Source organism: Streptomyces sp. NBC_01454 (assembly GCF_036227565.1).
Lineage (GTDB): Bacteria > Actinomycetota > Actinomycetes > Streptomycetales > Streptomycetaceae > Streptomyces.
Genome location: NZ_CP109461.1, coordinates 246,589 through 261,595 on the forward strand (window position 1 = coordinate 246,589; position 15,007 = coordinate 261,595).

13 protein-coding genes are annotated in these 15,007 nt (G+C 66.6%); 8 read left to right on the forward strand and 5 right to left on the reverse strand.

What is annotated here, in order from left to right; genetic code table 11:
- Positions 1 to 31: 31 nt before the first annotated feature.
- The 8 genes from OIU81_RS37820 to OIU81_RS37855 all read left to right on the forward strand — a co-directional run bounded on the left by OIU81_RS37820 (position 32) and on the right by OIU81_RS37855 (position 9,483).
- Complete coding sequence (locus OIU81_RS37820; protein WP_329142597.1) at positions 32 to 826, forward strand: 2-keto-4-pentenoate hydratase; 795 nt, start codon at positions 32 to 34, stop codon at positions 824 to 826.
- Positions 823 to 1,728 (forward strand): acetaldehyde dehydrogenase (acetylating), encoded by a 906-nt coding sequence (locus OIU81_RS37825; RefSeq protein ID WP_329142596.1) that lies wholly within the window; start codon positions 823 to 825, stop codon positions 1,726 to 1,728. Before OIU81_RS37820 ends, OIU81_RS37825 begins: the two co-directional genes overlap by 4 nt.
- Entirely contained in the window at positions 1,725 to 2,777 is a 1,053-nt protein-coding gene (dmpG, locus tag OIU81_RS37830) for a 4-hydroxy-2-oxovalerate aldolase (protein ID WP_329142595.1), read from the forward strand. Before OIU81_RS37825 ends, dmpG begins: the two co-directional genes overlap by 4 nt.
- Positions 2,774 to 3,553 (forward strand): 2-keto-4-pentenoate hydratase, encoded by a 780-nt coding sequence (locus OIU81_RS37835; protein ID WP_329142594.1) that lies wholly within the window; start codon positions 2,774 to 2,776, stop codon positions 3,551 to 3,553. The genes dmpG and OIU81_RS37835 overlap by 4 nt, the downstream gene beginning before the upstream one ends.
- Position 3,554: 1 nt before the next feature.
- Positions 3,555 to 3,773 carry a tautomerase family protein gene (locus OIU81_RS37840; RefSeq protein WP_329142593.1) on the forward strand — a complete coding sequence of 73 codons (219 nt, stop codon included), beginning with the start codon at positions 3,555 to 3,557 and terminating at the stop codon, positions 3,771 to 3,773.
- The gene (locus OIU81_RS37845) at positions 3,773 to 5,221 is read left to right on the forward strand and encodes an aldehyde dehydrogenase (RefSeq protein ID WP_329142592.1); all 1,449 of its coding nucleotides are present in this window, start codon (positions 3,773 to 3,775) and stop codon (positions 5,219 to 5,221) included. The genes OIU81_RS37840 and OIU81_RS37845 overlap by 1 nt, the downstream gene beginning before the upstream one ends.
- 331 nt (positions 5,222 to 5,552) lie before the next feature.
- On the forward strand, positions 5,553 to 8,399 hold the full coding sequence (locus OIU81_RS37850) for a SpoIIE family protein phosphatase (protein ID WP_329142591.1): 2,847 nt from the start codon (positions 5,553 to 5,555) through the stop codon (positions 8,397 to 8,399).
- 263 nt (positions 8,400 to 8,662) lie between these two features.
- Positions 8,663 to 9,483 (forward strand): IS5 family transposase gene (locus OIU81_RS37855; protein WP_329142590.1). Its coding sequence is split into 2 segments (ribosomal slippage): positions 8,663 to 9,026 and positions 9,026 to 9,483, totalling 822 coding nucleotides; the frame shifts between segments, so codons are not numbered across the junction.
- A 181-nt stretch (positions 9,484 to 9,664) separates the two neighbouring features.
- On the opposite strand, the gene OIU81_RS37860 is transcribed toward OIU81_RS37855, so the two are convergent.
- The 5 genes from OIU81_RS37860 to OIU81_RS37880 all read right to left on the reverse strand — a co-directional run bounded on the left by OIU81_RS37860 (position 9,665) and on the right by OIU81_RS37880 (position 14,904).
- Positions 9,665 to 10,501, reverse strand: a complete 837-nt coding sequence (locus tag OIU81_RS37860) for an alpha/beta fold hydrolase (RefSeq protein ID WP_329142589.1) — start codon at positions 10,499 to 10,501, stop codon at positions 9,665 to 9,667.
- 368 nt (positions 10,502 to 10,869) lie between these two features.
- A complete protein-coding gene (locus tag OIU81_RS37865) occupies positions 10,870 to 12,267 on the reverse strand; it encodes a class II aldolase/adducin family protein (RefSeq protein ID WP_329142588.1) in 1,398 nt (465 codons plus the stop codon).
- A 25-nt stretch (positions 12,268 to 12,292) separates the two neighbouring features.
- Positions 12,293 to 13,363, reverse strand: coding sequence for an extradiol ring-cleavage dioxygenase (locus tag OIU81_RS37870; RefSeq protein ID WP_329142587.1), 1,071 nt, complete (start codon positions 13,361 to 13,363; stop codon positions 12,293 to 12,295).
- Between the two features lie 121 nt (positions 13,364 to 13,484).
- On the reverse strand, positions 13,485 to 13,820 hold the full coding sequence (locus OIU81_RS37875; protein WP_329332019.1) for a hypothetical protein: 336 nt from the start codon (positions 13,818 to 13,820) through the stop codon (positions 13,485 to 13,487).
- A 373-nt stretch (positions 13,821 to 14,193) separates the two neighbouring features.
- Complete coding sequence (locus OIU81_RS37880; protein ID WP_329142585.1) at positions 14,194 to 14,904, reverse strand: FadR/GntR family transcriptional regulator; 711 nt, start codon at positions 14,902 to 14,904, stop codon at positions 14,194 to 14,196.
- Between the last annotated feature and the right edge of the window lie 103 nt (positions 14,905 to 15,007).

The following is a 15,007-nucleotide window of genomic DNA, read 5'->3' on the forward strand; positions in this document are numbered from 1 at the left end:
ACCCGGCGGAGCAGGACGAGGGGGTGCCGGCATGACCGACGTGGCTCTGGCCGAGGTGGCGGAGACCCTGTTCGCCGCCTATGACACTCGGGTCCCTGTCGAACCGCCGGCGGCCAAGTACCAGGGCCTCACCCTGGCCGACGCCTACGAAATCCAGCTGCTGCAGATCCGCCGCAGGCTGGAGGCCGGCGCCCGGATCAAGGGGCACAAGGTCGGCCTGTCCTCACCCGCCATGCAGCGCCAGCTGGGTGTGGATCAGCCCGACTACGGCCACCTGCTCGACGACATGTTCTGGCTGGAGAACGCGCCCGTACCGGCGTCACGGTTCCTGCAGCCGCGCGTGGAGCCGGAGATTGCGTTCGTACTCAAACGACCACTGGCCGGCCCGGGCGTCACCGTGGCCGAGGCCGCCGCGGCAGTCGACTTCGTCCTGCCTGCGCTGGAACTCATCGACTCACGCATCCGCGACTGGCAGATCGGGATCATCGACACTATCGCCGACAACGCTTCGTCCGGCGGAGTCGTCCTGGGCAGCTCCCCCTCCCCGCTCGCCGACGTGGACCTGCGGCTCGCGGGATGCACCTTGCACCGCAACGCTGAACTCGTGGGGACCGGCGCGAGTGGCGCGGTGCTCGGGTCCCCCCTGACCTCGCTGGTGTGGCTGGCCAACACTGTCGGCGCCCGCGGCGTGGTGCTGGAGGCGGGACACGTAGTACTGCCCGGCTCCATCACCGCGTCCGTGCCCGTCGCCGCAGGTGACACCGTCACCGCAGCCTTCGCCGGGCTCGGCAGCGTCACAGCGCGTTTCACCGAGGAGACCACATGAGCAAGGCGACCGCGGCCATCGTCGGCCCCGGCAACATTGGAACCGATCTACTCGCCAAGCTGCTGCACAGCGAGACGGTCGACGTGCAGTACATGGTCGGCGTGGACCCCGCCTCTGACGGACTTGCCCGAGCGGCGAAGCTTGGTGTGGAGACATCCGCAGAAGGAGTCGACTGGCTGCTGTCCCGCGACGAAGTGCCGGAGATCGTCTTCGAGGCTACGTCGGCCAAGGCCCACATCGCCAACGCACCGCGGTACGCCGAGGCCTCCATCCAAGCGATCGACCTGACCCCTGCTGCCGTGGGCCCGTTCGTCTGCCCGCCCGTGAACCTGCGCGAGCATCTGCACGCCCCCAACATCAACATGATCACTTGCGGCGGACAGGCCACCGTCCCGATCGTGCACGCCGTTTCCCGCGTAGTGCCCGTCGAGTACGCCGAGATCGTTGCCTCGATCGCATCCCGGTCGGCCGGACCCGGCACCCGCGCGAACATCGACGAGTTCACCGAGACCACGGCGCACGCCATCGAGCAGGTCGGCGGCGCCCGCAAGGGCAAAGCCGTGATCATCATGAACCCGGTCGAGCCTCCCATGATCATGCGCGACACGGTCTTCTGCGCGATTCCGCAGGACTCCGACCGCGACGCGATCAGCGAGTCCATCGTCCGGATGGTCAGCGAAGTCGCCGAATACGTACCCGGCTACACCCTGCGCGCCGACCCGCAGTTCGACGACCCGCGCCCTGAATGGAAGGACCAGGCCCGGGTGGCCGTCTTCCTCGAGGTGCGCGGCCGGGGCGACTATCTGCCGCCCTGGGCAGGGAATCTGGACATCATGACGGCCGCGGCCGCTCGCGTAGGCGAGCTGCTGGCGGACGCGAAGACCACGGCGGTGAACTCATGACTCCCGAAACGACCGATGCTCCGCGCAAGCTGCGCATCACCGATTCGACCCTCAGGGACGGCTCGCACGCGATGCGGCACCAGTTCACCGAGGAACAGGTACGCGGCGTCGTCCACGCCCTGGACAACGCGGGTGTCGAGGTCATCGAAGTGGCCCACGGCGACGGCCTCGGCGGCTCAAGTTTCAATTACGGCTTCTCCAAGGTCGACGAGATCCAGCTGATCGGGGCCGCCGTCGACGAAGCCACCCGCGCGAAGATCGCCGTCCTGATGCTGCCCGGCGTCGGCACGGTCACCGAGCTGAAGCGCGCCCACGCCGTCGGCGCGAGTGTGGCCCGCATCGCCACCCACTGCACCGAAGCCGACACCTCCGTCCAGCACTTCACTGCCGCACGGGCGCTCGGCATGGAGACGGTCGGCTTCCTGATGCTCTCGCACCGCATCGGCCCGGACGAACTCGCCAAGCAGGCCCGGATCATGGTCGACGCCGGCGCCCAGTGCGTGTACGTCGTCGACTCCGCCGGAGCCCTGGTGCTCGCAGATGCACAAGCCCGCGTCCAGGCCTTGGTCAAGGAGATCGGACACGAGGCCCAGGTCGGCTTCCACGGCCACCAGAATCTCTCCCTCGGCGTTGCCAACTCCGTGCTCGCCTACCAGGGCGGCGCCCAGCAGATCGACGGCGCTCTGTGCGCGCTCGGCGCCGGAGCCGGAAACTCACCGACCGAAGTGCTTGCGGCCACCTTCGAGCGCATGGGAATTCCCACCGGCGTCGACGTCGATCTGGCACTGGCTGCCGCCCAGGACGTGGTCAAGCCCTTCATCCCGCGGCTGCCATGGATGGACCGCTCTTCGATCGTGCAGGGCTATGCGGGCGTCTACTCCAGCTTCCTGTTGCACGCCGAACGTGCCTCGGAACGCTACGGCGTGCCCGCCCACGAGATCCTCGAGCAGGTGGGCGAAGCCGGCTACGTAGGTGGCCAGGAAGACATGATCATTGACATCGCTCTGCGGCTCGCTGAAGAGCGCGAGAAGGCGGGGGCCGATCGATGACCCGGAACATCGCCCACGCCGCCGCTGCCCTGCTGGAAGCAGAAGACAACCGCACCGACCGCACCCCGCTCACCGACGAGTGGCCCGAACTCGACCTGGCCACCGCGTACGCGGTTCAGGACGAAGCACTCCGCCGCAGGCTGGAGCGCGGCGAGAAGCTCGTCGGTGTCAAGCTCGGCCTGACCTCGCGGGCCAAGCAGGAGCGGATGGGCATTGCCACACCGCTCACGGCTTGGCTGACCGACGCCATGCTGCTGCCGACGGGCTCCCCGGTTCCGAAGGACGGGCTGATCCACCCACGAGCGGAACCCGAGATCGTGTTCGTCATGAAGGACAGGCTCGCTGGTCCCGGTGTCACTGCGGCAACGGCCCTGGCCGCAGTCGGCTCCGTGCACGGAGGCATCGAACTGATCGACAGCCGCTACCGGGGCTTCCGCTTCACACTGCCCGACGTGGTCGCCGACAACTGCTCCTCCGGCCGTTTCGTCACCGGCCCCGTCGCCCAGCCGCCCGAGAAGATCGACCTCACGATGGAGGCCTGCCTGGTCGAGGTCGACGGCCAAGTCACCGACAGTGCCACCGGCGCCGCCGTTCTGGGGCATCCGGCTGAGGCACTGGCTTTGGCAGCCAACGACCTCGCCCGCCGAGGCGTTGCGATCGAACCTGGCTGGCTGGTGCTGACCGGCGGCATGACCGACGCGGTCCCCGTACCGCCCGGCACCACCATCGCGGTCCACTTCACCCACCTCGGTTCGCTCCATCTGACAGGAGGCTGACATGCCGCTGATCGAAGCGATCCTGGTCGGCGGCCGTACACCGGACGGAATCCGCTCGCTCATCCCCGAGCTGACCGAGGGAGTCGTCAAGGCACTGGGCGTGCCGCAGCAGAGCGTTCAAGTCGCCGTTCGGGAGCTACCGAAGACGCACTGGGCGGCCGGCGATGTCACCGTCGCCGAACGCGAGACGGCAAGCCGGTTCGCGGAAGGACCGATCTGATGGAGCTCTACGGCCACGTGATCGACGGCAAGGAGGTGGCCGCTGCCTCGGACGCCACCTTCAACACCGTTGATCCATACACCCGTCAGGCCTGGGCGGAGATCGCGCTCGGCGACAGCTCCGACGCAGACCGTGCGGTGGCCGCCGCCCGCCGGGCTTTCGACTCAGGCCCGTGGCCGCGGATGGGCGCAGCCGAGCGAGGCCGTATCCTGCACCGCCTGGCCGACCTGATCGAGGCACACGCCGACGACCTCGGTCTGGCGGACACCCGGGACATGGGCAAGCCGATCGCCCAGTCCCGTGGCAACGATGTACCCCGCACGGCCGCGAACTTCCGGTTCTTCGCTGACCACGCACGGCTGTCCACCTCCGAGGCTTATTCGATGGACACCGGCCACCATGCCTACGCCCGTTTCGACCCGGCAGGGGTTGTGGCCGCGATCGCGCCGTGGAACTTCCCGATGATGCTGGAGTCCTGGAAGATCGCGCCCGCGCTCGCCTGGGGCAACACCGTGGTACTCAAGCCCGCCGAGGACACCCCCGTCTCCGCCACCCTGATGGCCCGGCTGGCGCTCGAAGCAGGAATGCCGCCCGGCGTGTTCAACGTCGTCCACGGCTACGGACCTGACTCGGCGGGCCAGGCCCTCACCGAGAATGCGGCCGTGGACCGGATCACCTTCACGGGCGAGTCGGGCACCGGCCGCATCATCGCCGAGGCAGGAGCCCGCAACCTCACCCCTGTCAGCCTTGAACTCGGAGGCAAGGGCGCCAACTTGGTCTTCGCCGATGCCGACCTGAACAACGCGGTCGAGTGGTCGATCCGGGCAGTGTTCACCAACTCGGGCCAGGTCTGTCTCGCAGGCTCTCGGCTGTACGTCCAGCGGGAGATCTACGACGAGTTCCTCACCCGGTTCATCGCAGCGGCCGACGCCATGGTCATCGGCGACCCCATGGACGAGACAACCCAGATCGGGCCGCTCGCCTCCGCGGAGCACCACGCGAAGGTCACCGGTTACGTGGACACCGTTGCGGAGCAGGGAGGCACGTTGCGAGCCGGTGGTCGCGACGACGGCTGGACGGTACGCCCCACGGTGATCACCGGCATGGGCCAGAACGCCCGGCACACCCGCGAGGAGATTTTCGGCCCCGTCGTCGTGGTGATCCCCTTTACCACCGAGGCCGAGGTGGTCGACCTGGCCAATGACACGCTGTACGGCCTCAACGCCATGTTGTTCACCGAGAACCTGCATCGCGCACACCGCGTCTCGGCCGCACTGCGTGCGGGAACCGTCTGGGTCAACTGCTTTTTCGTACGGGACCTGCGGGCGCCCTTCGGCGGCGTCGGTGACTCCGGAATAGGGCGCGGGGGAGGCACCTTCAGCCGTGAGTTCTTCACCGAGCCCAAGGCAGTGGTGATGCAGATTGCGCCGGAAGAGAACGCACAGTGAGGTTGGCGAGGGCATGGATACCGCGGCGCGGATGGACAACCAGGCCGCGATCGAGATCGGCACCAGAGATCTTTGGGACTGCTGAGGTTCGAAACGGCGGGTTCGTGCCGCGAACGTTTCCCGGCAAGCGCACGATCTGTTCACCCCGGACTCCGGACCGGTCGTGCTGGATCCCGGCAAGATCCCCTGTATCGGCCGGCCGGTGATGAGTCCATTTGACACCGGTGATCGCCGATGAGTCAGTAGATGAAGCCGTTCATGACTCGTTATGGGACTGCCACGGATCAGGCATGCAGAAGCCCGACATGTTTGGCAGCCCACACACGAAGGAGTGACCGACGAAGTTGGTAATATTTTGCATATGAAAGCGCGACTGGATGCGCTTGCCAGTTCCGAAGACATCACGGAGGGTGATGCCTTCGGACTGGCTCTTCTGCACGCCGTGGCCGGACTCGATGGCTTTGGTGGAGCAATACACCTGTGCGCTCCCCCCGCCAGGCTGCGTCTGGTGTCTTCGGTCGGACTGCATCCGGTGCTGCGCCAATCCTGGGAGATCATTGACCTGGAGGACGAGCCGGTTCCCGCACGCGCCGTCCGCGAGGGCGATGGCGTGTGGCTGCCCACCGCTCCATCCCGGGAGCTTGCTCACTCCGCCGGCCGATCGCTGGACGACCGGCTCGGCAGCGGGGCCGCCGCTGTCCCTCTGCACAGGGGCGGCAGGGTGACAGGATCGCTCACGGTCCTGACCGGCGCTCATGGCGGACCGTCGCAGGAGCAGTGGGACTTTCTCCATGCCGTGGCTGTGTGGGTCGAGCAGCAACTGGGACAGGGGCCACCCCCCGCCCAACGGTTCCGCTCGGACGGAAGCGATCTCCGGCAGGTGCTCAAGGCCGTCGAGGTCGGCTCATGGGACGTCGACCTCCGCACTGGCGAGATGCTCTGGGACGAGGCATGCATGGTCCTCCACGGCGTCGATCCGGTCGGCTTTGTGCCGCGAGTCGAGACGTGGCTGGAGTCCATCCACCCCGACGACCTGCCGCGGACGCTGGCCGCTGTCGAGACGGTGATCCAAAAACGCAATCTGTACGAGGCCGAGTACCGGACCCGGCGGCGCGGCGGCCTGTATGCCTGGATACGTGTCCGCGGCACCGTCGTGCTGGACGACCAGGGGCAAGCCATCCGACTGGTCGGCACCGTTTGGGACAGCAGCGAGTCCCGATCCGCCTTGGACGCCCTGGGCCGCGCCGTGCGCCATATGCACGACGGGTTCCTCTCGGTGGACGGTGAATGGCGGCTCACCTTTGTGAACGAGGAAGCGGAACACATTCTGGGCGCTTCAGAGGAGGAACTGCGTGGCCGCGTCCTGTGGGAGCTGTCCCCGCTGCAAAAGATGACGACCCTTGAAACCGCGTTCCGCGAGGCTGCCGCCAGGGATGCGCCTGTCGGCTTCGACGTTCGGATGCCAGATTCGGAACGCGACTACCATCTGCGGCTCGTCCCAGGGCGGGGCGCACGCGCCGTCTACTTCACGGATGTCACCGAGACCCTTCGCTACGAAGCCGAGCGGTCCGAGGCTGCACAGATCGCCGCTGAACGCGGCGCTTGGATCTCCGAGCTGACAGCGGCGCTCGCCAAAGCGACGACAGCGCGCGACGTGGTCGATGCCCTCGCCCAGCGGGTTCTGCCGTACGGAGTCACGGGCGTCAAAATGCAGATCATCGAGGGCGATCAGCTGTATGACATCGGTGAAGCCGGTCGGCCTCTAGCCTCCCTCGACCGGGGGGCAAGTTACACGATGGCGCCCTGCGAGCCTGTCTGGGACGCGGTGCTGACCAAAGAGCCGGTCCTCATCTCCTCGACCCAGGAGTTCTTGGCGCGCTACCCGCAGGCAGCAGAACACCTGCGGGAGCCCAACCAGCAAGCATGGGCGTTTGTGCCTCTGGCCGCGTCCGGACACACCTTCGGCGTCTGCGTCCTGGCCTTCGACCAACCCCGGGTATTCAGCGAGGACGAGTGCGCCCTACTGACGGGAGTCACCGCACTGGTTGCCCATGCCCTTGAGAGGGCGCGACTCTACGACGCCGAGCACACCCGGTCCAGGGAACTGCAGCGGAGCCTGCTCCCCCAGGAGCTCCCCGACCTGTCCGCATGCACGATCGCCGCACGCTATATCCCTGGCGAGCAGGATATGGATGTGGGAGGTGACTGGTACGACGTCATCCCACTCTCGGCGGCGCGAGTCGCACTCGTCATCGGCGACGTAATGGGGCATGGCCTGTCCGAGGCCACCACCATGGGCCGACTGCGTACTGCAGTCCACACTCTCGCCGCCCTCGAGCTTCCTCCCGAAGAGATCATGGGACATCTCAACGACATCGTCAGCGGCCTCGGGGAGGACTCGTACGCCACCTGCCTGTACGCACTCTATGATTCCACCGACCGCAGCTGCACTATTGTTTGCGCTGGCCACCCACCACCAGCAGTGGTCCATCCCGACGGCTCTGTGCACTTCCTCGACGTACCCCGGAATCCGCCGCTAGGCGCTGCGGAACCGCCGTTCGAGACGATGGAGCTGGACCTACCTGCGGAGAGCCTGCTGGTGCTGTACACCGACGGCCTGGTCGAATCGGCTGAACGCGACATCGATCAAGGCATGCTCCGACTCACGCAGCTTCTGCACACGGCCCAGAGCGAAGATTTGCACCGACTGTGCAGCGCGTTGACCGCCGATCTGCTCCCGGCCGGGCATCCCAGCGGGGATGACGCTGTCCTTCTCGTTGCCAGCGTCCACGCGTTGCCGGCCGATCACATGGCCTCTTGGCTGCTCCCGGAGGACCCACAGGCCGCAGGCCGGGCTCGCGAATTGATCCGGGACCAGCTTTCCGCCTGGGGACTGGACGATCTGACGATGACCACGGAGCTGCTGGCCAGCGAACTGGTGGGGAACGTCATACGCCATGCGCAGGGGCCACTGCACTTGCGGCTGCTGCGTGATGAGGAGCTTCTCTGCGAAGTCTCCGACGGCAGCCTCACCATGCCCCGTATCCGCCGGGCTTTGGAGACAGATGAAGGAGGGCGGGGGCTGCAACTGGTCGCTGCGCTCTCACAACGGTGGGGCGTCCGCTACACGGCCACCGGAAAGTGGATCTGGACAGCTCAGCCGCTTCCCGGCAGGTGAGGCTTCCTGGCGATATCGGCGGGGCGATCGTACGGTCAGCGACTCGTAGCGTGACCGGCGCCGCGACCGGCCGCACCTCGGGACATGGGTGGCTGTTGCCCGGACGGCCGAACTCCTTCTCATTCGCGACGCTGTCGGCCGCATCCCAGCAGCGTACGCCCAAGCCATCGAATGCTAAAGACAACGGCATTGCCTCTTAGAGGAGCTAACAGAAAGCTTCTGTGTCGCCATGTCTCGCTTCCTGGTGGCTCGTTGGACATGTCATGGGGAAGGGGAAGGGTCCGCCGTGGCTGGTGACGGATGACTTGTGGGCGAGATTCGAGCCTCTGTTGCCGGTCCGTGAGCGCAGATCTCGCAATGCTGGGCGTCTGCCGCTGGATGACCGCCGGTGCCTGCAGGGGATCCTGTTCGTGCTGCATACCGGCATCCAATGGGAGTGGTTGCCACAGGAGCTCGGGTTCGGGTCGGGGATGACGTGCTGGCGCCGGCTGCGGGACTGGAACGAAGCTGGCGTATGGGACCGGCTCCACCAGGTGCTGCTGACCGAATTGCACCAGGCGGGAAAGCTGGACTGGTCCCGGGCGGTGATCGACGGGTCGCATCGGCAGGCGCGTCGGGGCGGCCCAAAACAGGTCCGAGTCCGGTCGACCGTGCCAGGCCGGGCTCGAAGCACCACGTGATCACCGACGCACAAGGCACCCCGCTGGCCATCACGCTTACAGGTGGCAACCGGCATGATGTCACCCAGTTACTGCCCCTGCTCGACGCGATACCGCACATCAGGGGCCGCACCGGCAGACCTCGCCACCGGCCCCGGCAGCTGTTTGCCGACCGCGGTTACGACTTCGACAAGTACCGCCGTCTGCTGTGGAAGCGCGGGATCAAGCCGGCCATCGCCCGACGAGGGGTGCCGCACGGCTCCGGGCTCGGCGCCGTCCGCTGGGTGGTCGAGCGCACGAACGCCTGGATTCACGGCTTTCGCAGGCTGCGAATCCGCTGGGAGATCCGCGACGACGTCCACGAGGCATTCCTCAAACTGGCCTGCTGTGTCATCACCTATCGACGCATCCAAGCATTCTGTTAGCTCCTCTTAGCCGGCCGAGCCGAGATGTCCGGGCAGGTGGGTCGGCGTGGAGTTGCCCCTCGTTCCTGCGGGCCGTCTGCTCCGGCAAGGGCGACGTGCTATCCGGCGCCATAAGGTCACGCGCCGGTGGACGCCGACGTCGGTGCGGCGCAATGACAGGCACTCGACGCTCTGTAGGTGTTCAGAATTCTCCGGAAAGGAAGGTAGACGCGAGGGAGGCGAAGCTTTCGGCGTGCTCGATCTGGACCCAGTGCCCGCACTGAGCGAATACGTGCAGTTGGCTCTTGGGGATCAACTCGAGCAGCCTGCGGCTTGTGGTCAACGGAATCACCTGGTCATCGCGCCCGTGCACAATGAGCGTTTCGTGTGGGAGGGCGGCAATGTCACTTTCGGGGACCGCCATGGCAGTGATCTTGTCCTGCCGTGGCGCGGGGAACATTGCCGCATACGCTTCATGGACACCAGGGCGGGTCGAGGCTCGGTATCGAAGCTCGGCGAGCTCGTCGGTGGCGAAGCGTGGGTCGTAGGCGAAGACGTCGAGCAGACGACGCATGTTCTCGACGGACGGTTCGTAGCCCCAGACCGCGTCCAACCCGGGGGTGAGGGGGAACAGCACGCCGACGCTGCCCATCAATACCAGCCGGTCCACCCGATCGGGGTGGCGGGTGGCAAGCCTCAGTGCCAATGATCCGCCGAAGCTGTTGCCGACAATCGATACCCGTTCGAGGCCCAGCGCGTCGAGGAAGCCCACGAGGTGGGCCAACCAGTTCTCGGCGTCGTACTGCACTCCTTCGGGGCGTTGTGTGTAGCCGAAGCCGAGGATGTCGGGGGCGAGGACGCGATGTCGTTTGGCAAGTTCGGGAATGGTAAGGCGCCAGTTGGCCCATGCCGACACACCGGGCCCCGAGCCGTGGATCAGCAGCACCGGGTGGCCGGAGCCGTAATCGTGGTAGTTGGTCGCGACGCCGTTCACGTCGACGGTCAGGCCGATCTCTGGTGATTCCGCATTGCCTGTCATGGGAGCTCCTTACTGCCCGCATGGGCGTTGGCTTGGGTGTCTTCCCACTCGATACGACACGATCGTAGAACCTGGGCCAGGGTGATACAGCGCCTTGCCGACCGCGGTCCTCGGTGGTCTGGGCGAGCGACGCCCTGCCGTTGTGTTTCTCGTGGCGCCGAATTCGGCTGGTGCAGTTGCCGCGCCACCAGGCACGTCACCGGCACCGGTCTCGCTGGAGGCGTTTCATCGCCCGTGGCGCCCAGTTCGTGACCCCGTGATCCGGTCCGGCACGGCCGCCGGCCCCGCTCAAAGAGTCGGTCCCTAGGAAGATGAGCCGCCCCACAGAAATCAGCACCTTGGCGGTAAAGGCTGAGGTGGACTGCTCGTCACTGCCCCGATGGGCCACCTGCCTCGGGGTCATCTCGAGTGAGATGTGACCACATGCGCTCTTCGATCTTGCCGGCCCACACAGCTCTGGCAGCTATCTCCGCCGCACTGAATTCGATCGCCTCGCTGCCAGTCGACCGTACGGCCAGATCGATCTCGCTGGCGGTCTCCAGAAATTGGGCAAGGACGACGGCTCGAGGCAGCGAATTTCCCACAATGACAGCGCCGTTGCCGCGAAGCACGATCGCCGGCGCGTCACCAAGGGTGTCCGCCACCCCGTCCGCTGCTTCCGCAGTGCGAACCAGCCCTGGATCGGACCACAGCGGCGGTCCCGGTGCGAAGTACGAGCCGGTCCCGTCGAGCGGGCGGGCGGTGAGGCCCAGAACCGACAGCGCCCGCACCGCGGTGGGCAGTACCCTCGCGATTCCGCCTACGTCGGCTCTACGACGGTAGATCGCTTGGTGCATCCGCACCTCGCCCGGGACATCGTCGGGCAGCTCGCCTTCGACCGGGACGAGGATCCCGGGCTGTCGCGTGATGTGCCCGAGCGGGACGACGGGCGTGACGAGGAATGTGGACTCGTCACGACGGATCGAGCAGTGCCCGTACGCCGTGACGAGCCCCGCGCTCGACAGTGCCCGGGCTGCAGTCCGAAGCGTCCGGTGCAAATCCCGCTCCGCGTCCGGCGTTTCGACGCGGCCTGCGTCGGTACGCTTCGCCAGGATCGATCGGCCAAGTTCGGCCAGGAAGGCGTCGTACCGCTTACGGAAGGCAGCTGATTCTGGAGACTGTCCGGTGATGACCTGCGTGAGTGGGCGGAGGGCAGACGGGAAGATCGCCAGTGCCATGAGGGCAACGAGCAGGAGATCGGCGTCGAGCGTCGGGGGGATGTGCCCGGCGCGTTGCGCCTGTCGGATCAGCTCGATCTCTCTGACATACATATCGGCCCTGACCGCGGAGGCCATGACGTCAGTGCCCGGACGGTCCATGCTCACCGACAGTGCATCCCACGTGACCAACCGGACGAAGGCGAGGCTGCCGGCCAGGGACTGGTGAAACGCCCCCAGGAGCTCGTCGGCTTGTCCCTCGTCGTCGACGACGGCCTCGATCGCGTCGAGAACGGCGTTGTGCTTCTTACGGAACGAGTCCCCGAAGACTGCCTCGTACAGCGCTTCCTTGCTGCCGAAGTGCTGATAGAGCGCGCGAACGTTGACACCGGCACGGGCCGCCATGGCCTCGACCCGGGCACCCGCGTATCCCTTTGCCGTGAACTCGTCGAGCGCAGCCGAGAGAACGCGCTCACGAGTCTCGGCGCCGTCCCGCCGGCGCCGAGGACCTTGCTCCGAAGACCCACTCGACAAGTGCCTCGCCTCTCCGATAAGTCGGTCCGCCGTCACCGTTCACGCACGCTATCGCACCACGTCACGGCCGGTAGACCGCGAACACCTTGCACGAATTGAAGACGTACGACTCCTCGAACACGCTCCAGTCCGGCTTCGTGTGGCCCAGCTCTTCCATCGCGCCGACAAGGGTGTACCAGTTGAGCAGTTCCTGCTGGCCACTGTTCTCGATCGCCGCGGTGGTACGGTCCCGCCAGACGTCGTACTTCCCGTTCACCATCGCGTCGTACAGCTCACGGTCGGCGGCAACGTCGGGCTGGAGCCTCCACGTCTTGTCTGTGTTGAAGGCATGGCTCCAACTTGACGACGCGACGAGCGCAACCCGCAGGTCAGTGGCGGCAAGCGCCCGCACGACAGCGCGGCCGACCTCCATGAACCGCCACGGCGGCGGCGACGGCGGGTCCAGCTGCTCGGGCTTTTCTCCGAGAGACACGGTGAAACCCTTGTTCGCGACAACGAGGGATCCGTAGCAGTTCAGCGGGAACGCAACGACCGGGTAGGGGAACCCTCGACGGTGGTAGTCGAGGTAGAGCAGCGTGTTCAGGAACGCGTGCGCGAACCCCTCCTGGTGAAGGGGCTTGTATGCGTACGAGACGTCGATGCCCTGCTCGAGGAGCTGCTTCGCGAGCAACCGTGCAACCTCGGGCGCTCCCTTCACCTCGAAGGTCGTGTCAGGGCCCTCATTCCATACGTTCGGCCTGTCATCCATCGCCGACGAGTGCGCCATGTTGGCCCACGGCTTGACCGTCATGTCGGGATAGGCCAGGACCGCGTAGGGCGGGATGATGTCCTCGCGGAAGTTCTCGTACTGGTCATCGCCCCAAACCACAACGACGTCCGGGTTGAACGCGTCGAGTTCGGCCCGACAGTGGTCCAGCCCAGCCACCAGACCCTCGCGGTGGCGCGCTGCCGCAGCCCTGCCCTCGTCGGAGCCCCACTCTTCCCTCATCCGCTTCGGCCACGAAGCCACGTCCTTCGCGTGCTCGGGCACGAGCGGGTCTTGCAAGCTGTTGCGCAGGAGCCACGCCATGTCTTCGTCCACCCCTGACAGGGGTGGGTAATGCGTGACTCCGATTCCGAGAATCTCGCCCACGGTGTTTCCTCGCAATCGCGGCGGCCGATCAGATGAGGGAAGTAAACACTTACTTCGTTTCTGCGTCAACAGGCCAGGAAAGATGCAGGTTGCAAGTCTTCTCGGTAGCCGGAAGATCAAATCAGTGATTACTTCGGTTCCTGTCGCCGCCGAAGGCGTACAGCCCCGTCGGGCTCGTCGCGACGACGAAGCCGACGCCGGTCCGGTGTCGGACGCCCTCGGCGCGCGGCTGCAGTGACGCAGACGGGTCGGAGGGACGCAGGGCCGCCAGGGGCTCGGGGGATTGCGCGAAAGTCTCGGCAACGGCAAGCGCCCGCTCGCGGACCTTCTCCTCGCTGGTGTGCCGGGCCTGCCAGACGAGCGCCGCCGCCCCAGCGGCGACGAGCAGCAGCACCACCGCCACCAACAAGACGAGCATCTGGCCGGCGATGCTGCGCAGGGCCGGTGCCGACCGCAAACGCCGACCCACCTACCCGAGCGGGGTCTCGCGCGAGCGCTGCTCCTGATGTCCCGGACGCTCCTGCCGACTCCGGGCGGACCGGCTCATGAATCCACGGGAAATTTTCCCCAAGCTCGCCCAAACCGGACCTTGTTGTTTTTTTAACGCATATCGAGAGCAGGTGGGCGAAGAGTCCTCGCCCCGAAGACCCTCACGAGCGGCACATGCAGGGGCGGGTAAGTGTGGAACGCAATGAAGCGGGGCGCGGTCTCGATGCCGGCCGCGTACGCACGCAAGCTCGGTCGAGTGCGGAGCGAAAGCTCACGGTGTGGGGGCGGTACGGATTCCTGCACGCTTGCCCTGTGGCCACTGATGCTCGTGGAGTTCGGTGTTACTCCCCGTTGGCGTTGGCGTGCCACTCCAGCAGTTTGACGTGGCCGACGCTGTCGACGTGGGTGTGCATGGCCTGTGCCGCGGCCTCCGGGATGCCGGCTCGTACGGCTTCCGCGATGAGTTTGTGCTGGTGGAGCGACTGCTCGGGGCGGCCTGGCTGGCGCAGTGACTCGGTGCGGCTCTCTGCGATCGGCTGCGAGATCTCTGTCATGAATTCGGCCAGCAGCGGGCTGTGGGCCGCTGCGGTGATCGCGGCATGGAAGCGCTGATCCTCGGTGACGGCGAGCTCTCCGCGTTCGACTGCGTCGACCATGGCGGCGAGGGCCGCGTCGATCTCTTCCAGGTCCTGGTTCGTGCGGCGGGCGGCCGCGAGGGCGGCGAGTTTGGTCTCCAATGCGTCCCGAGCGTCCAGGACGTCCGGTAGCCGTCGACGCCGGTCGATCATGGCTTGGAGGGGCTCGGCGTCCAGCCGGTCGCGCAGTAGGTAGGTGCCGCCACCGTGCCGAACCTCGACCAGGCCCTGCACTTCCAGGGCCACGATGGCCTGCCGCACGGAGGTGCGACTCACTCCGAGCTGGTCGGCGAGGTCACGTTCCGGGGGGAGTCGGTCGCCGGCTTGCAGGCTCTCGGCCTGGACGTACTCCCGCAGTCGTTCCACGACCTGCTCGTACAAGCGGGGGCGTGCCAGCGGACGCAGTGAATCGGTCACCGTGCAGATCCCTTCCCCGGACGGACTCGCCCCCGACCCTTGACAGCGGATCGGACCCGCCTGACACTCTAGCGCAAGGTCCAGAGGACCAGTGGTCCATCCA